Origin of the sequence: Aeromonas sp. DNP9 (assembly GCF_001728955.1) — a bacterium.
Lineage (GTDB): Bacteria > Pseudomonadota > Gammaproteobacteria > Enterobacterales > Aeromonadaceae > Aeromonas > Aeromonas veronii.
The window spans coordinates 1-23440 of record NZ_LYSQ01000032.1 but is presented as its reverse complement, the minus strand read 5'-3'; the positions used below and the strand labels follow the sequence as shown (position 1 = coordinate 23440).

Here is a 23440-nt window from a genome sequence, read left to right as displayed (position 1 = left end):
GCGCCGATCGGGCGCTCTTTTTTATGGGTAACGAAACGATGAAAAGGTTATTGATCGCTGATGACGATGGCAACCCGGCGGTTGGCGGCCCGGCCCTCTCTGGTCTTGTTATCCGCCAGCGGCATGGTCTCGCCACGGCCATGGATCTCCAGATTGGCTGGCTTCATGCCGACCGAGACCAGCACATCGGCCACCGACTGGGCCCGCTTCAGGGAGAGCTGCTGGTTGTAGCTGCTCTCGCCGGTATTATCGGTGTGGCCATCCACCCGCGCCTTGTCCAACCCTACGCCAAGCAGTGTTTTACCGAGTTTTTCAACGGATTGGCGAGTCTGGGGATTGAGCTCCCCCACGTTGTTGGCAAACAGCACCCGGTTGGCCAGATCCAGCGTCCACCCCTCATCGGTCAGATAAAAGCCCTGCTCCTTGAGCACGGCGATTTGCTCCGGGGTCAACCCCTTGGGCGCGCTCTGGCAACCGGCCAGCAGCGACAACATCAACCCCAGCAGGGTCACTTTCAACAGGTGGGTGATCTTCATGGTTTGCTCCTTGTTTATGTTGTTATTCTTGCCAGTCAGGCGATGGTTTGCTGTTCACTGCGGCGCGCCCGTTTCGCCAGATACATGGCTGCATCGGCCTGATCACACAGCACGCTGGCACTCATGCCCGCCTGATAGACGGCGAAGCCGACACTCACCCCGGCCACCAGCTGACGACCGTCACGCAGCGCCACCGGTTCGCTCATCGCCTGCTGGATGCGGCCAATCACCTCTTCCACCTCATGCTGTCGCTGGAGTGGGCCAACCAGCACCGCAAACTCGTCACCACCGAGGCGAAACACCAGATCATCCGGACGCAGCTGATGCTGCACCCGTCTTGAGAGCGCGATCAGCACATCGTCACCGGCGTTATGCCCCAGCGTGTCATTAATTTGCTTGAAGCGATCGCAGTCGAGATAGAGCAGCGCAAACCCCTCTTGCTCGCCGAGGGAGATGGCCTGCGCGAGCCGCGCTTCAAACAGGGCGCGATTGGGCAGTCCGGTGAGAGCATCGTGAGTCGCCTGATGGAGCAGGCTGGCATTTTCGCGGGCCTGCTGGGCCTGCCAGGCTTGCAGCTCGTCCAGCAGGGAGTTGAAGTCATCCCCCAGCTCGTTAATCTCGACGATATCGGCCGGTGGCGCCCGCATCCCCAGGGTGCGCTGTCGGCGTACCGAGTGGGCGACAAGTGCCAGTTTGCGCAGCGGTGCGGTGATGGAGACCTGCATCCGGTCAGCCACATAGAGTGCCACCATGGCGCTCAGCATCAGGCAAACAACCATCACCAGCAGCGCCGAGAGCAAAAACAACAACAGGTATTCACCGTGGCCGCGCAGCTCGATGGTGGCGATCTGCTCACCCCCCCGCAGCATGGGGAGTTTGACAGGCCCCGGCATCAGCAGTTGGGCCAGATAGTCTTCGAGCGTCACCAGCGGGTTGCTTCTGGGGCGCTCCCAACTGGCGAGCAGCTGACCATTGGTCAGTACGATAGTGGCTTCGGCCACCTCTTCCTTGGCAACGATACCACTGAGCGCCTCGCTCGCCGCCTCCTCATCATGGAACACCACCGCCGCCTCGGCGCTGTAGCTGATGGCGCGGGCTACCAGCTCCAGATTGTGGTCGGCGTAAAAACGCACTACCAGCAGGGCCACCAGAGTAAAAAAGAGTCCCGCCACACTGACGGCTGTGATGGCGGCCACCAGATGGGTTCGCCCCAGGCTCTGACGCAGGGTCAGACGGCGGGGAGCCGCGCTCACCTGTCGTCTCATGGAACCCCCTTGTCGGCATGGGCCAGCTTGAGCACGGCGGGATGCACCCGCACGCCGCTCAGGGCCAGGGCATCGAGGTTCACTTTAAACCGCACCCGCACGCTGTCCGGCGAGGTCTGCAGGCAAAACACCGAGCTGGTGGAGCAGTCGTGGTTGTATTCGCTGATGCTGAGCACTGGGTGTCCCTGCAGGCGGGCAAACAGCGCAATCCGGGTCGGCTCGTCGAGCACTCCCAGATAGAGCACATCGCAGTGATCGCTGATGGCCGGATCGCTCGCCTCGTAACGATGGACCTGCACGGTGCGGCCATTGGCCTGACGATCGATGGTAAAGAGGGCGCCGGCATATTCGGTCGGCGCCGCCACACACATGCGCAGCACCGCAGGCTCGGTGGGCCAGCGGGTGTAACTCATGATATCGAGCACCAGCTCCCTGACCGCCGTCGCCCGGCTCTCTGCGGCCGTTTCCGCCAGCGCGCGGGGCAACAGCAGGCCAAACGCAACCAACAGGAGCGCCAGACGAGCAGTGAAACGGGGGGAAAAGAGTAACAGCATGATCGGGAGGTGGTCGCCTTGACAATACCGCTGCTATGGCATTGCGGTTCGGGTAGATGAACCCAGATAGTAAGTTGGCTGACACTGACCTGACAAGTCTCACCCCGCCATCATCGACAGAGTTCGTGTAAAGAAAACGGAGAGCCCGTCTGGTAACGGGCTCTCTGGTGGCAGGCAGCAAGGCGGAAATCACTTCTTGCTGATGCCGTATTCCCGCAGCTTGTTGGCGATGGCGGTATGCGACACGCCCAGGCGTTTGGCCAGCTGGCGCGTCGACGGGAAGGCGGGATAGAGCCGGGCCAGCAGCTGGCTCTCGAAGCGCTTCACCGCATCGTCGAGATTCCCCTCAAACCACTCGTCGATCAGCGGCATGGTATCGGCCGCCACCGGCAGGTCGATCTGCTCGGGCCCCAGCTCATCCCCTTCCAGCAGGGTCATGGCACGGTAGAGACAGTTGCGCAGCTGACGCACGTTGCCCGGCCAGCGGTAGGCGGTCAGGTAATCGGCCATGTTGCGGGTAAAGCGCGGACGGGGTCGCTGCAACTCGCTGGCAAAGCGAGAGACAAACTGCTGGGCCAGCACCATGATGTCTGCCTTGCGCTCGCGCAGGGGGGGCAGCGCCAGACTGAGCACGTTGAGACGGTAGTAGAGATCCTCGCGGAAGGTTCCTTCGTGCACCAGATCCAGCAACTGTTTTTGGGTGGTGCAGATGAAACGCACGTTGACCTTCACCTCCTGCTCGTCACCAACCCGGCGGAACACCCCATCCTGCAACACCCGCAAAAATTTGGTCTGCAGATGGGGAGACATATCGCCGATCTCGTCCAGCATCAGGGTGCCGCCGCTCGCCAGCTCCAGCACGCCGCGCTTGCCCTCGGTGTTGTTGCCAAAGGCACCGGGGGCATAACCAAACAGCTCGCTCTCGGCCACGTTATCGGGCATGGCGGCGCAGTTGAGGGCCATAAAGGGGTGGCTGGAGCGCAGGCTGGCACCGTGACATGCTCGGGCCAGCAGCTCCTTGCCGGTGCCGGTCTCACCGACAATCAGCAGCGGCGCGTCCTGCATCGCCAGTTTGCGCGCATGCGACAGCACCTCTTTCATCTTGGGGCTCTCGGCCTGCAGATGCTCGAAGCCCCCCACTTCCACCGCATGGAGCGCGCTGAAGTGCAGGCCGACCCGACGGGCAGATTTGAGCACCACCACGGCCCCAGCCAGCGCCTGCTTGCCGCGGGCTTCTGCCACGAACAGCGGCATCAGATCTGCCAGATACTCTTCGCCATTGAAACTGAGCTTGCAGGTCTGCGGCTTGATCTCGCTCGCCTCCAGCCAGCGGGTGAAGGAGAAACCCTTCACCAGCGAACCGAGCGCCACGCCGCGCACCTCCTCCACCGGCAAGCCGAGGGTGGTGAGGGCCGACTGGTTGGCCTGGGTCACCTTGCCCTTGCTGTCGAGGGAGAAGACCAGATCCGGCAGCGCCTTGAGCAGCGCCTCGATTTCGTGGTGCTCTCGCTCGGAAGGCATGTAGGGGATGGTCTTGACGTCGTAGACGCCGGGAATACGGCGGATCTCCGGCATCAGGTGCTGAAAATCACTGAACTCCAGCTCGGGAAAGTTGAGATAGATGATGCCTGAGGTATCGATTTCGATGCCGCGCAGATCGATATTGTGCTCCACCAGGCGGTCGAGCAGTTCCCGGGTCAGGCCCAGGCGGTCTTCACAGCTGACTTCAAGACGCATTCGGGACACACTTCCTAGCTAACTCTATGAATGAGCGGATAATACAGTCTCGATCCCCCCAGTGCGAGCGCCAGCCCATAAAAATGCGGGCCCGCCCCGCTTTCGCAGGCAGGCCCGGGTCAACCGATGACGCTGGTGTGGGGTGCGATTACCGAAGCAACTGATCGGTGCGCGCCGCCATGATGAAGTCGTTGCGATGCAAACCGCCGATCTTATGCATCCACCAGCTGACGGTCACCTTCCCCCATTCGGTCAGAAATGCAGGAAGGGGGATACTCCGCCTCAACCTGTTCTCAGATTATCTGGGCAATTGGTCTGTACGCGCAGCCATGATGAAGTCGTTGCGGTGTAATCCGCCGATCTTGTGGGTCCACCAGCTGACGGTCACCTTCCCCCATTCGGTCAGAAATACAGGAAGGGGGATACTCCGCCTCAACCTGTTCTCAGATTATCTGGGCAATTGGTCTGTACGCGCAGCCATGATGAAGTCGTTGCGGTGTAATCCGCCGATCTTGTGGGTCCACCAGCTGACGGTCACCTTCCCCCACTCGGTCAGGATGGCCGGATGATGGAACTCCGCTTCCGCCAGCTCCCCCAGGCGGTTGGTAAAGGCCAGCGCCTCCTTGAAGTTGCGAAACGTAAATTCCCGCCGCAGTTGCAGCGCTCCCTCCTTCACCAGCGGCTGCCAGTCGGGAATAAGCTGCATCAGCTCGCGCAGCTCCTCATCGCTCACCTTGGGGGCATCGGCGCGACACGCTTCACACTGCTGGCTGGCCAATTCGGACATGGGTTACTCCTGCTTGAATTAATGAAAATGAAATAGGGTTGTTTGCTTTTGGTCAGCTCGCCTGTTTGCCAACGGGAACCTCAAAGCGCGGCGGATAGAGGCCAAGCCGACTGGCCTCCGCCAGAGCAGCCATGATCTCCTCCCCGGTCAACCGGTAGAGATGATCGAGACTCGGCAGCACAAAATAGGTGGGCTGCATGATGTCGATGCGATACGGGGTGCGCAGTACAGTCAGCAGATCGAAGGGTTGCAGCAGCGGCTGGCCGGAGAGGGCATAGGCGGTCTCGCCGATGGAGGAGAGAATGCCGCCGCCGTAGATACGCAGCCTGTCAGGTGTCGCCAGCAGGCCAAACTCCACGGTGAACCAGTAGAGCCGCGCCAGAAAAACCCGCTGCTCCTTGCTCGCCTGCTGCCCCAACTGACCGTAGAGGTGGGTAAAGTGAGCAAAGGCCGGATTGGTCAACATGGCGCAGTGGCCGAAGATCTCGTGAAAGATATCGGGCTCTTGCAGGTAGTCGAGCTCATCACGGCGCCGGATAAAGGTGGCCACCGGAAACTGGCGGTTGGCCAGCAGGGCGAAGAAGCGATCGAACGAGATAAGCGCAGGCACCGCCGCCACCGACCAGCCGGTCGCAGGCTGCAAGACGGCGTTGATCTCTGCCAGCTGGGGGATGCGATCACGGGGCAATCCCAGTCTGGCGAGACCAGCCAGATACTCGTCACACGCAGTGCCTGCCAACGCAGCATACTGGCGTTCAATCAGGATCTGCCAGGTGCCATGCTCCTCGTTGCTGTAGTGGATCATCCCGTCAGCATCCGGCTGGTGGGCGGTATAGAAGGTTGCCATAGCGGTTCCATCCTCTGGCGCCACATCAGGCGCCTTGCCGTTTCATCACGGCTTCACTGTAACGAAATGGCAATAAAAAAAGCAGCCGACCCATGAGTCGGCTGCCTGAAACAGTTGTAAATAAATTGTGACAACCCGCTAACCAATCCCCACTACAGCTTGACCATGATATGGCGCGGCACAGTGTAATCCTCCAGCGCATAGAGGGAGAGATCCTTGCCGTAACCCGACATTTTCATGCCGCCATGAGGCATCTCGGAGGTGAGCATGAAGTGGGTGTTGATCCAGGTGCAACCATATTGCAGGTGGCTGGCCACCTTGCTGGCGAGGCTCAGATCCTTGGTCCAGACCGACGAGGCGAGGCCATAGTCCGAGTCGTTGGCCCACTGCACCACCTGCTCGGCATCGTTGAAACGGGTCACCGACACCACAGGGCCAAATACCTCGCGGCGCACGATCTCATCCTCCTGACGGGCCCCGACAATCAGGGTCGGCTCGAAGAAGAAGCCGTTGCCGGGACGGATCTTGCCCCCCGCCGTCACCTCCACATGACCGCTGCTCTGGGCCCGCTCGACAAAGCTGGCGACCCGGTTGCGCTGTCTGTCCGAGATAAGCGGCCCCATCTCCACCCCCTCCTCGTACTGGCTTCCCACCTTGATGGAGGCCACCGCCTCGGTCATGGCGGCGACGAACTTGTCGTAGATCTTGCCCTGGGCATAGATACGGCAGGCGGCGGTGCAATCTTGCCCTGCGTTGTAGAAACCGAAGGTGCGAATACCCGCCACTACGGCCTCCAGATCCGCATCGTCGAAGATGATCACCGGCGCCTTGCCCCCCAGTTCAAGGTGGGTGCGCTTCATGGTGCGGGCGGCGCTCTGCAGGATCTTCTGACCGGTGGCGATATCGCCGGTGAGCGACACCATCCGCACCAGCGGGTGCTCCACCAGCGGCGCCCCCACGCTTTCCCCCCGCCCACAGATGACGTTGATAACGCCGCGGGGAAAGATCTCGCTGGCCAGCTCCGCCAAACGCAGCGCGGTGAGCGGGGTCTGTTCGGAGGGTTTGAGCACCACCGTATTGCCCGCTGCCAGCACCGGCGCCATCTTCCAGGCCGCCATCATCAGCGGGTAGTTCCAGGGGGCGATACTGCCCACAACACCTATGGGGTCGCGGCGGATCATGCTGGTATGCCCCTCGAGATACTCCCCCGCCAGCGGCCCTTGCAGGCAGCGGGCCGCCCCGGCAAAGAAGCGGAAGCAGTCCACCACTGCGGGCAGCTCGTCGTTGAGCACGGCCAGATAGGGTTTGCCGCAGTTGAGGGATTCGAGCGCCGCGAACTCCTCGGCGTGGCGTTCGACGAGATCCGCCAGACGCAGCAGCAGGTTGCTGCGCTGGGCAGGGGTAGTGCGGCTCCACTGGGCGAAGGCGCGCTGGGCACCGTTCACCGCCCGGTTCACCTGTTCGAACGAGGCTTCGGGCACGGCGGCGATCTGTTCGCCGTTAGCCGGGTTGAGAATGGGTTCGGCCTGCCCCTCGCCGGTCACAAACTGGCCATCAATCAAGAGTTGGGTAGAGAGTTTCATGGTTGCATCCTTGCGCACGCGTTGAGTCATCATTTGCCACTGCCAGCGACATCATGGGTGTCGCGAGTAAGGTAGTAGGCAAGCAAAATGGGGATAGTGGTGAAGGCCACTATGATGAGGGCCACCACGTTGGTGACCGGCCTGTCTCGGGGACGGATCAGCTCCTGATACATCCAGATGGGCAGGGTGGTCTGCTGGCCCGCCGTGAAGGTAGTAACGATCACTTCGTCAAAACTCAGGGCAAAGGCCAGCATGCCCCCCGCCAGCAGCGCCGTTGCCAGATTGGGCAGGATCACGTAGCGCAGGGTCTGGAAGCCGTCGGCCCCGAGATCCATCGACGCCTCGATGAGGCTCTGGTTGGTGCGGCGAAAACGGGCCAGCGCATTGTTGTAGACCACCACCACACAGAAGGTGGCGTGGCCGATAACGATGGTCCAGAAGCTGAACGGGATCTCCATCAGGCCGTAGGCCGAGCGCAGCGCGATACCGGTGACGATGCCGGGCAGCGCGATGGGCAGCACCAGCAAGAGCGACACCACCTCCTGACCGAAGAAGCGGCTGCGGGCAATGGCCCCTGCCGCCAAGGTGCCGAGGATCATGGCTGCCAGCGTCGCCAGCCCAGCAACCTCCAGCGACAGCTGGATGGCACGCCACACATCGGGACGATTGAGGGTCACCTCGAACCACTTGAGGGTGAGCCCGGGAGGCGGAAACTGGTAACTCTTGCTCTCGCTGGTGAAGGCGTAGAGGAAGATAAACAGAATGGGAAAGTGCAGGAACAAGAGTCCACCGATGGCGGCGTACTTGAGCAGGCCCGAAGGGCGCTCTCCCTGACGGCTCACTGAGCTAGCTGACATGAAGGCCTCCTTGCTGCCGGTTCAAAGCGATAGGGTCAAAGCGCATCAAAAGCCCCCAGTCGTTTCGCAATCGCCAGATAGATGGCGATGATAAGGATCGGCACCAGCGAGAAGGCTGCGGCAAAGGGCAGGTTGCCCGCCGTTCCCTGCTGCATGTAGACCACCTGACCGATATACATGGTCGAGTTGCCGATGATGCCGGGGATGATGTAATCACCGAGGGTCAGCGAGAAGGTGAAAATGGAGCCCGCCACCACACCGGGCAACGTCAGCGGCAGGATCAGGTTGCGAAAGGTCTGGGCGGGTGTCGCCCCCAGATCGCTGCTCGCCTCCAGCAGGGATCGCGGTATACGCTCCACCGCTGCCTGAATGGGCAGGATCATGAAGGGCAGCCAGACATAGACGAACACGATAAAGGTGCCGAGCCGCGAAAAAGAGAGCGACGGGCCACCTATCACCGGCAGGGAGAGGATGGCATCGAGCAGCCACTCCAGCCCCATGCTGTCGGCCAGCCAGCTCACTACCCCCTCCTTGGCCAAAATCAGCTTCCAGGCATAGACCCGCACCAGATAGCTGGACCAGAGCGGCAGCATGATCCCCACATAGAACAGCGCCCGGGTCTTGCCACTGGTGTAGCGTGCCATGTAGTAGGCAACCGGAAAACCGAGCAGGGCGCAGGCCAGGGTCACCAGCAACGACATGCCGACGGTGCGGCCGATCACATCCAGATTCTCCGGCCGCAGCAGGGCGACGAAGTTTTGCAGCCCCAGCTCGTGGCGCACCTGACCGCTGAACTCGTCCAGCCCGAACAGAGAGTTGGAGAGCAGCATCAGCAAGGAGCCGACATAGATGATGCCGAGCCACAGCAGCGGCGGCCCCAGCAGGATCGCCAGCAGCAGGCCGGGCCGACCATAGAGCAGGGTCGAGAGGCGCCGCAGCGGCCTGAAACGGGCAGGTTCGGGCTGATGGTTCATGGCAAGACTCGCACTGTGAGGGGCACTCATGGCTGCGCCCCCTGATGGGCGCAGCTCAGGCGATGGATAGCCTGCTCCGGCCAGCTGAGGCTGACCCTGCTGCCACGCGCCAGACGGGCCTGCCCCTCATTGGGGTGGTTGACGATGATCTCGAGCTGCTCCCCGAGATCAACCCGATAACGGACGAAGGGGCCCAGATACTCCACCTCGCGGATCTCTCCCGACCAGCCCGGCGCACCCGCCTCAGCGAGCCGGATCCGCTCCGGGCGCACCATCATCTGGCTGCCGTCACCGCACAGCCGTCTGGCCTGCTCCCCTTCGAACAGATTGACGGTGCCAACGAAGCGGGCCACAAACGGCGTCGCCGGAGCATCGTAGATGGTATCTGGCGCAGCGATCTGCTCGATCTTGCCCTGGCTGAAGATGCAGATCCGGTCGCTCATGGAGAGCGCCTCCTGCTGATCGTGGGTGACGAAGATAAAGGTGATGCCCAACTGGCGTTGCAACGCCTTTAGCTCAAGCTGCATCTGCTCGCGCAACTTGAGATCGAGGGCCCCCAGCGGCTCGTCCAGCAGCAGGATGCGTGGCTGGTTGATAAGCGCCCGGGCGATGGCGATGCGCTGGCGCTGGCCGCCGGAGAGCTGGCTTGGGCGGCGCTTGCCGACCCCGGGCAGTCGTACCAGTTCCAGCATCTCGTCCACCTTGCGGTAACGCTCCGCCTTGGCGACCCCCTTGAGCATCAGGCCATAGCCGATGTTGTCGCGCACATCCATGTTGGGAAACAGGGCATAGTCCTGAAACACGGTGTTGAGGTTGCGATCGTAGGGGGGCACGGTGGAGCAGGGTTCGCCAAACAGGCGGATCTCCCCGTCGCTCGGGTACTCGAAGCCCGCGATCATCCGCAGGCAAGTAGTCTTGCCGGAACCGCTCGGCCCCAGCAGGGTAAAGAATTCCCCGGAGGGGATCTGGAAAGAGATGTCGTCGACCGCCTTCACATCGCCATAGTGGCGACTGACCCGGTCAAATTGTACGGCGTTCATGGGGCGTCCTTGTCTGTACTGGGATGGGCCGGACTCCTGTCCGGCCCGCTTGATTATCCGCTCTCGGCAGTCGTGCAGAGGAGGCGCAGCGCCCCTGCCGTTGGCAAGGTGGCAGCGGTTCCGACCACCTTGCTCACCCCGCCTTAGCGGCCGCCCAGAATGGCGATATAGTCGGAAACCCAGCGGTAATAGGGCACGCAAGTTCCCTGGCTCTTGCACTGGGAGACCGGAGTGCGCCAGAAGCGAACCCGATCGAAGTTGTCGATACCGTTGGTTTTGCACCCGGTCGGGCCCAGCAGGGCATTGCCCTCACAGGCGGCAGGTACCACAGGCACCGAGCCAAACCAGGCGGCGAGATCCCCCTGCAGCTTGTTGCTCAGGGAGTGCTCCAGCCACTTGTAAGCGCAGGTGAGGTTCTTGGCATCGCTGTGCACCATGCTGGTATCGGCCCAACCGGTCACTCCCTCTTTCGGCACAGTGGTGGCGATGGGCTGCTTGTCGGCAATCAGGGCATTGGCCTGGAACGGCCAGGAGCCTGACGCGATCACCCCTTCGTTCTTGAAGTCATCGATCTGGACGAAGGCATCATGCCAGTAGCGTCCCACCAGCTGGCGCTGCTTGCGCAGCAGATCGAGGGAGGCCTTGTACTGATCCTCGTTCAGCTCGTAAGGATCCTTGATGCCCAGTGCGGGCTGATGGGTCATCAGATAGAGGGCGGCATCGGCGATGTGGATCGGGCCGTCAAAGGCCTGCACCCGCCCCTTGTTGGACTTGCCATCCGCCAGGGTCTGTTCCTCGAATACCACGTTCCAGGAGTCCGGTGCCTTGGGGAACACCTTGGTGTTGTACATCAGGATATTGCCGCCCCACTGGTAGGGCACGCCGTAGTGCTTGCCATCCACAGTGTGCCAGGGGGCATTTTGCAGCCGGGGATCAATCTTGCTGTAGCTCGGGATGAGTGCCAGATTGAGCGCCTGCACCTTGCCACCGGCAATCAGACGCAGACTGGCATCGCCGGAGGCGGTCACCAGATCGAAGCCCCCCTCGTTCATCAAGGCCACCATCTCGTCCGAGGTGGCCGCCGTCTTGACGTTCACCTTGCAGCCGGTCTCTTTCTCGAATCCGGTCACCCAGTCGTAGTTCTTGTCGGTCTCGCCACGCTCAACGTAGCCAGCCCAGGCCACGATATTGAGCTGGCCTTCACCCTTGCCGAGCTCGGTCGGGGCAGCCTGGGTCTGGCCTACCAGCAGCGCCGGAACAAGAGCCAGCATCAGAGGGGTCAATTTCATCATGCACTCCTTGCATTGTGTTGACTTGCATCAGGTGAAGGAACGCCACCATGGGCGTTAACATCCTGTTAACCAGCAATGAGCTTAGGGGAGTGGCAATACGATGAATATTTCAATTTTTGGTGGCTCAGGTATCAGCTAAATCGATATCGAGTGCAGATGAATCTGATTTTTGGTGGCTACCCCGCAAGAGATGGCTAACGAGGGAGCGCCTGACGGGCCCGCAACCGGCTCTGATCCCGCGCAATATCGATAAATTCCCGCGCCGTCCAATCCAGCCGAGAACCACGGCGCCACACCAGCCCGATATCGATGGCGGGAATGGGCTCCTTGATGGGGCGCGCCTCGACCCGCTCCTGCTCCAGCGACCAGGGGCGATAGGCAAAATCGGGCAACAGGGCGACCCCGAGCTGGCTGGCGACCAGACTGCGCACCGCCTCCACCGATGCGGTGCGCAGTACGATGCGGGGGGAGATGCCGTAACGACGCAGGCCGCCACCGATGATCTGATCGAGCTGATCGGCGGTCAGCGAGATCATCGGCTCCTCCCCCAGCGCGGTGAGCGAGAGGGTCGACTCGGCGCAGAGCGGGTGGTTGGCGGCCAGCCAGAGCCGCAGCGGCGAACGGGTCAGCAATTCGGTATCAAACGCCTCTTGCCGGATGGTGCGGTTGGTCATCAGGATTCCCACATCCACCTCACCGTTGACGATCTGGTGCTCAAGGAAGGGCTGTTCATCCTCCTTCACCTCGATCTGTACCGCCGGAAAGGCGCGGCGAAAACGGCCGAGCGCCTCTGAAAGGTAGTAACCCGCCACCAATGTGGTCACGCCGATGGTGAGTCGTCCCTGATCCTGCTGGGCCACCGCTTTGAGTGAGTGGCTCGCCTCGGTCATGGCGCCGAGAATACGGCGGGCGTGGAGCAAAAACTGGTGGCCCTGGGTGGTGAGGGTGACGCCGCGCGGGTTGCGCTCGAATAGCGGGGCGCCCAGCTCGGTCTCCAGCTCGCGAATGGCGCTGGTGACCGCCGACTGGGAGATATGCAGCTCGGCGGCGGCGCGACTCACTGAAAAGCTGTCGGCCACGGCCACGAAATAACGGATCTGGCGAAAGGTAAAGTTCATCGGGCATCCTTGCCGATTGGTACGATTGGTGTGATTGGTACGATTGAGTGCCAGCTTAACCGTAAACGGGCGCCTCGCAAAAGTCGGGCACTGCTGCCAACTCAATGATCTGCCGATTAAAACCATGCCCCTGCGGCTTGGCGAGCACGACAGGGGCATGGGTCATCGCAGCAAGGTGCAGATAGGGCTATCAGGATTTGTTGAGATACCCCGCCAGCTGGCCGATCAGCCGCTTGCGCAGCTCGCCGAGTTTCGGTTTCTCGTCCGCACACCAGGGCAGCGGGCGGCACGCCTCTATGGTGCGCAGGCCAAGGCGAGCGGTGAGCAGCCCAGCCCCCACCCCTTGCGCCGCGCGGGCAGAGAGCTTGGCGGCAAACTCGGCGCCCAGCAAGTCCATCCCCACCTCGGTCACCAGCTCGGTGGCACCGGCGTAGAGCATGTTGCGAAACACCTGACGGATGAGGCGTATGCGGCTCCAGTAGCCAAGCTCGATGGCGTAGACATCGGCGATATCTTCGATCATCCGCAGGTTACGCCACAGCATAAGCATCATGTCGACGGTGGCGAGCGGGCTGAGCGCCACCAGCACGGCGGCCTCCCCCGACCATTTGGCCACCCGCGCCTGCGCCAGCTTGTCGCGTTCGCCGAGTACCAGCTGACTGTAAAGGGTCAGCACCTCCCGATCGCTGTGGCTCTCGTCGAGCTGGGCCAGCCAGGCTTGATACCCTTCGCGCCCCTTGTCGCCACTTTTGACCGCCAACCCTTCGCAAAAGGCCTGCCCCTGCCCGACTCCCTGATGAGCAAGCAGATCTTCTGCGCGCGAGCGCACATCCTGACGCCGCTTGAGGGTCCGCAGTCGCAGCCACTCGCGCCCCACCACGCTGGCGGTCCCCGCCGCCACCAGCGCCGAGGCTGCCAGCCAGGCGCTGCCCCAGAGCGGGGTGGTGAGGAATTGATCGTAAAGGAAGGAGCCATATTGGCCCAACGAGAGCAGACCGACCGCCCCCAGCCCCCAGGCCAAGAGCCGATGACGGCGGCGCGGCTTGATGACGAGGGCGCTCTCCACCTCGGTGAACTCGTCCAGCTCGTCGAGGCACTCGAAACTCGCCTCCTCCAGCCGCTGGGCCGGTGCGGGCGGTCGCTCGTCACTGGCCACCGTCAAGGCAGGCTCAAGGATCACCTTGCCCTGCAGCGGAGGCCGCTCTTTTATCTGATCGTTCATCGCATTGTTCTCCTGTGCGCAGCCTTCGGCTCAGGTGCCAAGACCGCACACCGTTATTCGAGGTGATCCCCGAGCAGAAACTCCAACGCCGCATCGAGCCGGATATGGGGCAGCGCCTGATGCGGACTCATGGGCATGGGGCGAAACGCCTGAAAATCAAAACCCTGACTGTTCCACCACTGTGCGGGGGGAATATGAGGCGGCACCTCCCCGGGGAAGAGCAGCAGCGGCTCACCGCTCAGGCTGGTGCCGCGGATGGCGGGGAACTCGCGGCCATTGGCCACCCCCTTGCCCACCTCGGTCGCCTTGATGGCGGCGAGCGCCAGACACTCGGTGGTGATCCCCTCAAAACGGGCCTGGCCACGGCCACTGCGCACCAGATGCTGGAGCAGGGAGACCATGGGCGCATGCTGTTCGGGGGTAACGTGATCGGCCTTGCTCGCCACAAACAGCAGCTTGTCGATACGGGGCGAGAAGAGTCGCCGCCACCAGTTGCTCTTGCCGTAGGCAAAGCTCTCCATGATGCGGGCGATGGCCTGCTGCATGTCGCCAAAGCTGGCTGCCCCGGCGTTGAGGGGCTGCAGGCAGTCCACCAGCACGATTTGGCGATCGAAGCCGGCAAAGTGCTGCTCATAAAAACCCTGCACCAGATGCTGTTTGTACTGCTCGAAGCGCTGTTTGAGGGTGGCGTAGAGGGTGCCATCGGCAGGCTCGCCGACGGGCATCTCCCACACCCAGGGGACAAATTGCAGCATGGGGGCTCCGGCATACTCCCCCGGCAAGACGAAGCGGCCGGGCTGGATCAGGTGCAATCCCAGCTCCTGTTTGCAGGCGTGCAGATAGGCGGTGTAGCGCTCGGCCAGCTCAGCCACCGGCCGCTCTTCGAAGCGCTGATCGGCCTGCCACCCGGGTGTCAGCCAGCTGGCGGCAAGTGCCTGCAGCTCTGGGCGACGAAGCTGTTCGCGCACCTGTTCGCTCCACAGCTCGTAGTTCATCTCAAGGAGCGGCAAGTCGAGCAGCCACTCCCCGGGGTAGTCCACCAGATCCACGTAGAGGGTGGAGATCTCCCCCAGATGCTTGCGCAGGGGGTGACGGGTGCGATAGCGAATTTCGAGGCGCACTTCGGCCACGCCGCGGGTGGGCTCGGGCCAGGCCGGTGGATCGCCAAACAGGGAGTCGAGGCCACGCTCGTAGGCAAAGGTGGGGATGTGGGCATTGAGCTGCGGCACTCGGCGGGCGCCGAGGATGCGCCCCTGACGCAGGGCATCCCACAACGGCAAACGGCCATCGATGGCCGCGTGTTCCAGCTGGTTGACCAGCGCCGTGATAAAGGCGGTTTTGCCGCTGCGAGATAGGCCGGTCACCGCCAGCCGGATATGGCGATCCCGCACCCGGTTCACCACGTCGTTCGCCTTGCTCTGCAGGCGAGTCAACTTCTGTTCCAGTTTATTGAGTATCAAGGCTTGACCCGTTCTCCCTTGGTGGTTGCATCCGGCGTGTTTGGCCGTGCGAGAGGTCGACCGTTTATCCACGTCTGGATAGTTGGCGTCGATGGTGGCGCATCACAGAAGACGCCGCCATCGACATTCGGTGCTTTGGCAAGCACTATAGCTTGCGAAATTCCCGCTGCAGGGTGAACTCCCTGGAGGTCACCAGCTTCTCGATCCGCTGAACTCTCGGCTCCAGCGCGTCAAGTTCCTGCGCGATGCGGCCCAGCGCCTGATGAGGGGTGATCCCCGCCTGCCAGCTGCGCGCCTTCATCCGCACCTCGGCAAAGTCGGCATCCTCGTGGGAATAGAGGGTGACCGGCTTTTTATCGAGCAAGAACCAGGCGGCGATATAGGCTGTGAAGGTGATGAAACCGGCGAAGATAAGGCCACTGATGGCGAGCAGCCGCACGATCCAGGTCTCCACCCCGAAATACTCTGCCAGACCGGCACAGATCCCGGCTATCTTGCCGCGCTGGGGATCGCGATAAAGGTTACGCCCTTCACGACTGACACTGTTCATACCTTGTTCCTCCAACCGGGTACTTCTGCATCCAGAATCGACTCCAGCGCGCCCACTCGCTCCTGCATCTTCTCGGTGCGAGCCAGCAGCCCTTGCAGCTGTTCCCGCTCGCTATCGGCAAGACCGGCGCCAATCCGCCCCTTGGCACGATAGTGCAGCACCAGCCAGATGGGGGCTACCACCACCATGAAGACCACCATGGGAACCATCAATACGCCCAGCAGATCTTCCATCTGTTACTCCCCCTGTTTACCTTCGCTTTTGCTGTCGCCCTGGCCCAGCTTTTGGCGCATGGCTTCCAGCTCGCGACTTATCTGATCGTCCACTTCCAGCTCGGCAAACTGCTGCGCCAGCGCCTTGTCGGACTGACCCAGATCGGCGCGGGCTTCCATTTCGTCGATGCGACGCTCCATCCGCTCGAACTTGCTCACCACCGCCTGGCTCTCGCCACGGGCTACCTGACTCTGCACGTTGAGACGGCTGCTGGCCGCTTCGGTGCGAATGGCCATCGCCTTTTGACGGGCGCGGGCATCTTCCAGCTTGGCCTCGAGCTGTCGGATCTCTTCACCCAGCTTCTCGATGCCGCTGTCGACCGCCTGCTGCTCGCGGTAGAGGGTCTCCGACAACTCGGTCTGCTTTTTCTTCTCGATAAGGGCGGCGCGGGCCAGATCTTCACGTCCCTTGGTCAGGGCCAGCTCGGCCTTGGCTTGCCACTCGTCGACCCGCTCCTGATGGCGGGCGACCTGACGGCCAATCTCTTTCTGGCTGGCGAGGAAGCGGGCCAGATTGGAACGCTCCTTGACCAGCTCGTCTTCCATCTCCTGGATGATCAGACGCACCATCTTCTGGGGATCTTCTGCCTTGTCGAGCAGGGCCGTCAGGTTGGAATTGATGATGTCGGCCAGACGGGAAAAAATACTCATGATTGCACTCCTGTTATTGGCATGGCGTTGTTTCTCCATTGACAATGGCAACTTGTGTGCCAATCTGGAACAAAATTTAACTTGTTGATTTATATGGGGCAGAATAGCCGGATTGCAAGATGCCTCGCGCAAGTGATGATTAAAATCACCAACTTTTGGTAAGATTGACCAGCTTTTACAACTGACAGGGATCACTATGACCACGGCCACGGAAAGCCTGCTGGGGGAATCCAACGCATTTCTCGAGATCATTGAGCAGGCCTCACGGCTCGCCCCGCTGCGCAAACCCGTGCTGATCATCGGTGAGCGGGGGACGGGCAAGGAGCTGATCGCCCACCGCCTACATTATCTCTCGGCGCGCTGGGATCAAAGCTTTGTCACCATCAACTGCGCCACCCTGAGCGAGAGTCTGCTGGAGACCGAGCTGTTCGGTCACGAAGCGGGATCGTTTACCGGCGCGGCCAAGCGCCATCAGGGCCGCTTCGAGCGGGCCGATGGCGGCACCCTCTTCCTCGACGAGCTGGCCACCACCAGCGCCAGGGTGCAGGAGAAGCTGCTGCGGGTCATCGAGTATGGCGAGTTCGAGCGAGTGGGTGGGGCCAAGCCCCTCAAGGTGGATGTGCGACTGGTCTGCGCCACCAACGAGGATCTCCCTGCGCTGGCCGACAAGGGGCAGTTTCGCCACGATCTGCTCGATCGGCTCGCGTTTGATGTGATCACCCTCCCCCCCTTGCGGGAGCGGCGGGAAGATATCCTGATGCTGGCGGAGCACTTCGCCCACAGCATGACCCGGGAGCTGGGCTATCCACTGTTTGCCGGTTTCTCGCGCAAGGCAACCCAGCTGCTGCTGGATTACCACTGGCCGGGCAACGTACGGGAGCTGAAGAACGTGGTGGAGCGCAGCATCTATCGCCAGGGCAATCCCCAGCTGCCGCTCTCGACCCTGGTGCTCAACCCGTTTGATTCCCCCTGGCGACCACAGGTCACGCAACCTGCGCAAGAGGCCCGAAGCGAGGTACAATCTGCATCCCCCCTCACCTTGCCGCTCGATCTCAAGCAGGCTGTGGCGGAGTACGAGATTAATTTACTCAAGCAAGCGATGCAGCAATCCCAGTATAATCAGCGCAAAGCCGCTCAACTGCTGGCCTTAAGCTATCACCAGTTCCGTGGCATGCTACGCAAATATCAGCTGCTGGATGGCGATAACGATGCAGAACAAGAGTGAAGGAGCGCGGTTGATGCCGACGCCAGCAACACGCCAGCCTTCGCGCTGGCACATTTGTATCAAAACGTGCGTACAAAACCCCTATAAGAACATGGTTCAACAATGAGAATGCTCACACCCTTGCTGCTGGGTCTGCTGGTGCTGGTCACCGGCTGCCAGAAGCAACCCGAGGCCTCCAAAACCGGACTCATCTATTGTGCTGAGGGATCCCCCCTCTCCTTCAATCCCCATGTTTCCAACTCCGGGGTGACACTGGATGCCAGTGCCCGTCCGCTCTACGACCGCCTGCTGGAGGTGAACCCCAACACCCTGGCGCTGGAACCGGCGCTCGCCACCAACTGGCATGTCAGCGAGGATGGCCTCACCTATACCCTGACCCTGCGCAAGGGGGTGACGTTTCACCATACCCCCTGGTTCAAGCCCACCCGCACTTTCAATGCCGATGACGTGGTCTTTACCTATGCCCGCCAGCTGGACGAGCAGCACCCCTATCACAATGTCTCCGGCGGCGATTACCCCTACTTCTACAGCCTGGGGCAAGATCTGCTGATCAAGCGGGTGAGCAAGAAGGGGCCGCAGACGGTAGTGTTCGAGCTGAACCAGCCGAACGCCTCCTTCCTCGCCACTCTGGCCAGCGACTATGCGGTGATCCTCTCCGCCGAATACGCCGAGCAGATGTTGCAGGCGGGCACCCCAGCCCTGCTGGATAGCCGCCCTATCGGCACCGGACCGTTCAGCTTCAAGGAGTATCGCCACAACGAGTTCATTCGCTATCTGCGCCATCCCGGCTACTGGGGCGGCGATGCCAAGATTGAACACCTGGTCTACGACATCACCCCCAAATCCGCCAAACGGCTGGCCAAGCTGCTGACCGGCGAGTGCGACGTGATGAGCACCCCTTCCGCCAGCCAGCTCTCGGTGATCAAGCAAAATCCGGCGCTGAGCCTCTCGGTCCAGTCGGGGATGAACGTCGCCTTTTTGGCCCTCAATACCCGCAAGCCGCCGTTCAACAACGTCAAGGTACGGCAGGCCATTGCCAGCGCCATCAATATCGACAACCTGTTGCAGGCGGTCTATTTCGATACCGGCCTGTCCGCCAACAGCCTGCTGCCGACCCTCTCATGGGGTTACAACCCCAGCCTGCCCGAGCGCAAACCCGATCTGAAACGGGCGCGCCAGCTGCTCAAGGAGGCGGGTCTGGAGAAAGGGTTCGAGATGCAGGTGCTGGTACAACCGGACGCCCGCCCCTACAACCCGGATGCGGTCAAGACCGCCCAGCTGATCCGCAGCGATCTGGCAAAGGTCGGGATCAAGCTCAAGATCGTGCAACTGGAGTGGCCGGTGATCGAAGGCCGTCTCACCAAGGGGCAGTACGACAGCTTGCTCTCCGGCTGGATTGCCGACAACGCCGACCCGGACAACTTCTTCCGCCAGCTGCTGAGCTGCTCGGCGGTGGAGCGCGGCAACAACTACAGCCGCTGGTGTAGCCCGGCCTTCGATCAGTTGCTGGATGATGCGGTCACCACGCCCCAACTCTCGTTCCGGCTGCGCAACTACTACTATGCCCAGACCCTGCTTAACGAACAGCTGCCGCTGATCCCGCTGGCACACGCCTTGCGTACCCAGGTCAGCCGTAGCGACATCGAGGGGCTGACGCTGATGCCCTTTGGCGGCACCTCCTTCAACCAGGCTCACAGGGAGTAAGCATGCTTCTATACACCTTGCGCCGCATCAACCTGCTGCTTATCACTCTGCTGGCGCTGACCTTTGTCGCCTACCTGCTGGACTATCGGCTGATCGGCCATCAGCTCAGCTTCTGGAGCGGCTATCCCGATTTCCTGCGCCGAATTTTTGCAGGCGACCTGGGGCTCTCCAGCGTCTCCGGGATACCGGTGCTGGACGAGATCCGCCACTACTTCCCGGCAACCCTGATCCTCTGTCTGGCGGCGTTCGCCATCTCGCTGCTGGTGGGGATTCCTCTCGGTACCCTGGCGGCCCTGTCCCAGGGCAAGACGCTGGATCTCTCCATCATGACTGCCGGTCTTATCGGCTATGCGGTGCCGGTGTTCTGGCTGGCACTGCTGGTGGTGATGCTCTTCTCTCTCGATCTCGGCTGGCTGCCGGCGTCGGGCCAGATCAGCCTGCTCTACGATGTGCCCCCCATTACCGGCATCGCGGTGATCGATGTGCTGCTCAGCAACGAGCCCTGGCGGCAAGCGGCGCTGCACGATGCCCTGCGCCACCTCATTCTCCCGTCACTGGTGCTGGCGGTGGTACCCACCACCGAGGTGATCCGCCATGTGCGCAGCTCCCTCATCGACGTGATGAAGCAGAACTACATCAAGGCGGCGGCAAGCCGGGGCCTTTCCAAAGCGCAGATCGTCTGGCGCCATGGTCTGAAGAACGCCCTGCCGCCGGTACTGCCGCTGCTGGGCCTGCAACTGGGTAGCGTGCTCACCTCCGCCATGATCACCGAGGTGGTGTTCGAGTGGCACGGGATCGGCCGCTGGCTCATCAGCAGCATCGCCCTGCAGGATTACGCCGCCATTCGCGGCGCGACCCTGGTAGTGGCCAGTTTCGTGATCCTGACCAGCGTCAGCACCGAGTTGCTGACCACCCTTATCTATCCGGCACGGCGCAAAGAGTTGTATGCCAAACAAGATTGAACGCGCTCATGGCGTGACCAGGAGCCAGGTATCCTATGCAAGATAAATCGAACATCTATCCCGAGCTCAAGATCCTCTCACCCCTTGAGCAGACGTGGGCCTCCTACAGCCGCAATCCGTTGGCGATGGCGGGGCTCTGGTGCTTTTTGCTGTTGCTGCTCATCACGCTGGTGGGGCCGCTGGTCGTCCCCTACGGCATCGATGAACAGCACACCGACAAGCTGCTGCTGGCCCCCTCGTGGGCGGCGACCGGCAACATCGACTACTTCCTCGGCACCGACGATCTGGGGCGCGACATGCTCTCCCGGCTGGTGGTGGGGGCGCGTCTCACTTTCGGCTATGCGCTGGTCGTGGTGGTGATCGCCATGGTGGTGGGCTCCGCCATCGGTATCCTCGGCGGCATGAGCAAGGGGCTTAAATCGAGCGTGCTGCACCACCTGCTCGATACCCTGCTCTCCATCCCCTCCCTGCTGATGGCCATCATCATGGTCGCCATCATGGGGCCGGGTTTTGGCAATACCCTGATAGCCATTACCCTGGCGTTGATCCCGCCCTTTATCCGGGCCACCTACAACGCAGTACATGCCGAGATGCAGAAGGAGTACATCACCGCCAGCCGCCTCGATGGCTCGCCCCCCTTCCGGATCATGCGGCTGGCTATTTTGCCCAACATTGTCGAGACCCTGGTGGCCCAGACCACCCGCACCTTGTCGGCGGCCATTCTCGATATCTCGGCGGTCGGTTTTCTTGGCCTCGGCGCCCAATCACCCCAACCGGAGTGGGGCACCATGCTGGCCGATTCGAGCGACCTCATCTATCTCGCCCCCTGGACCGTCACCCTGCCCGGCATCGCCATCCTGTTCAGCGTGCTGGTGACCAATTTAGTTGGTGAAGGCATTCGTGAAGCACTCAAAGAGGGGAATGACTGATGCCGCTGCTCGACATACGCAATCTCACCATCGAGATCGACACCCCGCAAGGCAAGGTCAAGGCGGTGGACAAGGTGAGCCTGACCCTGACCGAGGGGGAGATCCGCGGTCTGGTGGGTGAATCCGGCTCCGGTAAAAGTCTGATCGCCAAAGTGATCGTCGGCATCGAGAAGGACAACTGGACAGTACGTGCCGACCGGATGCGCTTCAACGACATGGATCTGCTGACCATGGCCCCCAAGGAGCGCCGTCGCATCATGGGTCGCGAGATCGCCATGATCTTCCAGGACCCCATCAGCTGTCTCGACCCCTCCGAGGAGATCGGCACCCAGCTGGAAGAGGCGATCCCGACCGATTCGTTCGAGGGACAATTCTGGCAGCGCTTCCAGTGGCGCAAGAAGAAGGCCATCGCCCTGCTGCACCGGGTAGGCGTCAAGGATCACCGCAAGGTGATGCGCGCCTATCCCCATGAGCTGTCGGATGGCATGTGCCAGAAGGTGATGATCGCCATGGCCATTGCCAACCAGCCGCGTCTGCTGGTAGCCGACGAGCCCACCAGCGCCATGGAGTCCACCACCCACTCCCAGATCCTGCGACTGCTGGACAAGATGAACAAGCTGGGTAATACCACCATCCTGATCATCAGTAACGATATCGCCGCCATCGCCAATCTGACCGATACCATCAACGTGATGTACTGCGGCCAGATGGTGGAAGTGGGCACACGGGAGCAGATCCTCGAGACCCCGCATCACCCCTATACCGATGCCCTGCTCAAATCGATCCCCGACTTTGACAAGCTGGTGCGCCACAAGTCGCGCCTCGAGACCCTGCCCGGCGTCATCCCGCCGCTGCAACACCTGCCCATCGGCTGCCGTCTGGGGCCGCGCTGCCCCTACGCCCAGAAGCAGTGCGTGCAAACTCCGTTGATGAACAAGATCAAGGGCCATCAGTTCAGCTGCCACTTCCCGCTGAACATGGAGGAGCCAAAAAAATGATGACCGTTAATGCCCCCGTGAAGGAGCCCCGCTTGTGATCGAGCCATCCCTGTTGCAGGTCAGAGGCCTTAGCAAAACCTACCAGAACCGCACCGGTCTATTCCGTCGTCAGGCGGTGGAGGCAATCAAGCCCCTCTCGTTCGATCTCGAAGTGGGTCAGACCCTCGCCATCGTCGGCGAAGCTGGCTCCGGCAAGAGTACCCTCGCCCGCATTCTGGCTGGCATGATCGAACCCACCAGCGGCGACATCGCCATCGACGGCCAGCTGATGGTGCACGGCGATTACCAGACTCGCTGCAAACTGCTGCGGATGATTTTTCAAGATCCCAACACCTCGCTGAACCGCAAGATCCGGGTCGGCCAGATCCTGGAAACCCCGCTGCGTCTCAACACCGAGATGACCGAGGAGGAGCGCCGCGAGAAGGTGGTGCAGACCCTGCGCATGGTGGGCATGTTGCCGGATCACGCCCTCTTCTACCCACAAATGCTCTCCTCCGGTCAGCAGCAGCGGGTTGCGCTGGCGCGGGCGCTGATCCTCAACCCCAAGATCGTGGTGGCCGATGAGGCACTCTCCACGCTGGATATTTCGGTACGCTCCCAGATCATCAATCTGCTGCTGGAGATGCAGGAGACCATGGGGCTGAGCTATGTGCTGGTAGCCAACGATCTGGGCATCGTCAGCCATATCAGCGACGAGGTGCTTGTGATGCACGAAGGTCGGGTGGTGGAGCGCGGCAAGACCCTCAAAGTGTTTGCCGATCCCCAACATGAGGTGACTCGCCGTCTCATCCAGAACTACAACAACGAATACCGCAAATAGAGAGGCGCCGGCCGCCTCTCTTGCCGCTGTTTTCGCCGAGCTCACACGGCGTGTCTA

General features: G+C 61.7%; 22 protein-coding genes and 2 pseudogenes. 6 read left to right on the top strand and 18 right to left on the bottom strand.

Features of this window, described 5'->3' with window-relative positions; translation table 11 throughout:
- Window positions 1-47: 47 nt before the first annotated feature.
- The 18 genes and pseudogenes from A9G06_RS19030 to pspA all read right to left on the bottom strand — a co-directional run bounded on the left by A9G06_RS19030 (window position 48) and on the right by pspA (window position 16745).
- A complete protein-coding gene (locus A9G06_RS19030) occupies window positions 48-536 on the bottom strand; it encodes an OmpA family protein (protein WP_040069358.1) in 489 nt (162 codons plus the stop codon).
- A gap of 35 nt (window positions 537-571) precedes the next feature.
- Window positions 572-1801: a diguanylate cyclase gene (locus A9G06_RS19025; RefSeq protein ID WP_040069357.1), complete on the bottom strand. Its 1230-nt coding sequence runs from the start codon at window positions 1799-1801 to the stop codon at window positions 572-574.
- Entirely contained in the window at window positions 1798-2355 is a 558-nt protein-coding gene (locus tag A9G06_RS19020; protein WP_069556245.1) for a YfiR family protein, read from the bottom strand. Before A9G06_RS19020 ends, A9G06_RS19025 begins: the two co-directional genes overlap by 4 nt.
- Window positions 2356-2544: 189 nt before the next feature.
- Entirely contained in the window at window positions 2545-4092 is a 1548-nt protein-coding gene (gene tyrR / locus A9G06_RS19015) for a transcriptional regulator TyrR (protein WP_069556244.1), read from the bottom strand.
- 148 nt (window positions 4093-4240) lie between these two features.
- Window positions 4241-4357: pseudogene (locus tag A9G06_RS21710) on the bottom strand (4a-hydroxytetrahydrobiopterin dehydratase); the annotation flags it as partial.
- Between the two features lie 42 nt (window positions 4358-4399).
- Window positions 4400-4879 (bottom strand): annotated as a pseudogene (locus A9G06_RS19005) (4a-hydroxytetrahydrobiopterin dehydratase); the annotation flags it as partial.
- A gap of 52 nt (window positions 4880-4931) precedes the next feature.
- On the bottom strand, window positions 4932-5726 hold the full coding sequence (gene phhA, locus A9G06_RS19000) for a phenylalanine 4-monooxygenase (RefSeq protein ID WP_069556242.1): 795 nt from the start codon (window positions 5724-5726) through the stop codon (window positions 4932-4934).
- Window positions 5727-5878: 152 nt separating this feature from the next.
- Window positions 5879-7309 carry a gamma-aminobutyraldehyde dehydrogenase gene (locus A9G06_RS18995; RefSeq protein ID WP_069556241.1) on the bottom strand — a complete coding sequence of 477 codons (1431 nt, stop codon included), beginning with the start codon at window positions 7307-7309 and terminating at the stop codon, window positions 5879-5881.
- 29 nt (window positions 7310-7338) lie between these two features.
- Complete coding sequence (locus A9G06_RS18990; RefSeq protein WP_005352644.1) at window positions 7339-8166, bottom strand: ABC transporter permease; 828 nt, start codon at window positions 8164-8166, stop codon at window positions 7339-7341.
- A 35-nt stretch (window positions 8167-8201) separates the two neighbouring features.
- Complete coding sequence (locus A9G06_RS18985) at window positions 8202-9170, bottom strand: ABC transporter permease (RefSeq protein ID WP_069556240.1); 969 nt, start codon at window positions 9168-9170, stop codon at window positions 8202-8204.
- Window positions 9167-10180 carry an ABC transporter ATP-binding protein gene (locus A9G06_RS18980; protein WP_069556239.1) on the bottom strand — a complete coding sequence of 338 codons (1014 nt, stop codon included), beginning with the start codon at window positions 10178-10180 and terminating at the stop codon, window positions 9167-9169. The genes A9G06_RS18985 and A9G06_RS18980 overlap by 4 nt, the downstream gene beginning before the upstream one ends.
- A 143-nt stretch (window positions 10181-10323) precedes the next feature.
- A complete protein-coding gene (locus tag A9G06_RS18975; protein ID WP_069556238.1) occupies window positions 10324-11469 on the bottom strand; it encodes an ABC transporter substrate-binding protein in 1146 nt (381 codons plus the stop codon).
- Window positions 11470-11666: 197 nt separating this feature from the next.
- On the bottom strand, window positions 11667-12590 hold the full coding sequence (locus A9G06_RS18970; protein ID WP_005346246.1) for a LysR family transcriptional regulator: 924 nt from the start codon (window positions 12588-12590) through the stop codon (window positions 11667-11669).
- 190 nt (window positions 12591-12780) lie between these two features.
- A complete protein-coding gene (locus tag A9G06_RS18965) occupies window positions 12781-13812 on the bottom strand; it encodes a YcjF family protein (RefSeq protein WP_069556237.1) in 1032 nt (343 codons plus the stop codon).
- Window positions 13813-13865: 53 nt separating this feature from the next.
- On the bottom strand, window positions 13866-15272 hold the full coding sequence (locus A9G06_RS18960) for a YcjX family protein (RefSeq protein WP_069556236.1): 1407 nt from the start codon (window positions 15270-15272) through the stop codon (window positions 13866-13868).
- Window positions 15273-15417: 145 nt separating this feature from the next.
- A complete protein-coding gene (gene pspC / locus A9G06_RS18955; RefSeq protein WP_069556235.1) occupies window positions 15418-15822 on the bottom strand; it encodes an envelope stress response membrane protein PspC in 405 nt (134 codons plus the stop codon).
- On the bottom strand, window positions 15819-16055 hold the full coding sequence (gene pspB, locus A9G06_RS18950) for an envelope stress response membrane protein PspB (RefSeq protein WP_005333672.1): 237 nt from the start codon (window positions 16053-16055) through the stop codon (window positions 15819-15821). Before pspB ends, pspC begins: the two co-directional genes overlap by 4 nt.
- A gap of 3 nt (window positions 16056-16058) precedes the next feature.
- Window positions 16059-16745: a phage shock protein PspA gene (gene pspA / locus A9G06_RS18945; protein WP_005361184.1), complete on the bottom strand. Its 687-nt coding sequence runs from the start codon at window positions 16743-16745 to the stop codon at window positions 16059-16061.
- 196 nt (window positions 16746-16941) lie between these two features.
- Here pspA and pspF point away from each other — a divergent pair, with 196 nt between their 5' ends.
- The 6 genes from pspF to A9G06_RS18915 all read left to right on the top strand — a co-directional run bounded on the left by pspF (window position 16942) and on the right by A9G06_RS18915 (window position 23383).
- On the top strand, window positions 16942-17970 hold the full coding sequence (gene pspF / locus A9G06_RS18940) for a phage shock protein operon transcriptional activator (RefSeq protein ID WP_069556234.1): 1029 nt from the start codon (window positions 16942-16944) through the stop codon (window positions 17968-17970).
- 108 nt (window positions 17971-18078) lie between these two features.
- Window positions 18079-19674, top strand: a complete 1596-nt coding sequence (gene sapA / locus A9G06_RS18935; protein WP_069556233.1) for an ABC transporter substrate-binding protein SapA — start codon at window positions 18079-18081, stop codon at window positions 19672-19674.
- Between the two features lie 2 nt (window positions 19675-19676).
- Window positions 19677-20636 carry an ABC transporter permease subunit gene (locus tag A9G06_RS18930; RefSeq protein ID WP_069556232.1) on the top strand — a complete coding sequence of 320 codons (960 nt, stop codon included), beginning with the start codon at window positions 19677-19679 and terminating at the stop codon, window positions 20634-20636.
- Between the two features lie 35 nt (window positions 20637-20671).
- Window positions 20672-21565 carry an ABC transporter permease subunit gene (locus tag A9G06_RS18925; protein WP_005333677.1) on the top strand — a complete coding sequence of 298 codons (894 nt, stop codon included), beginning with the start codon at window positions 20672-20674 and terminating at the stop codon, window positions 21563-21565.
- Window positions 21565-22563 (top strand): oligopeptide/dipeptide ABC transporter ATP-binding protein, encoded by a 999-nt coding sequence (locus tag A9G06_RS18920; protein WP_005333679.1) that lies wholly within the window; start codon window positions 21565-21567, stop codon window positions 22561-22563. Before A9G06_RS18925 ends, A9G06_RS18920 begins: the two co-directional genes overlap by 1 nt.
- Window positions 22564-22597: 34 nt before the next feature.
- Window positions 22598-23383 carry an ABC transporter ATP-binding protein gene (locus A9G06_RS18915; protein ID WP_005333681.1) on the top strand — a complete coding sequence of 262 codons (786 nt, stop codon included), beginning with the start codon at window positions 22598-22600 and terminating at the stop codon, window positions 23381-23383.
- Window positions 23384-23440: the final 57 nt, after the last annotated feature.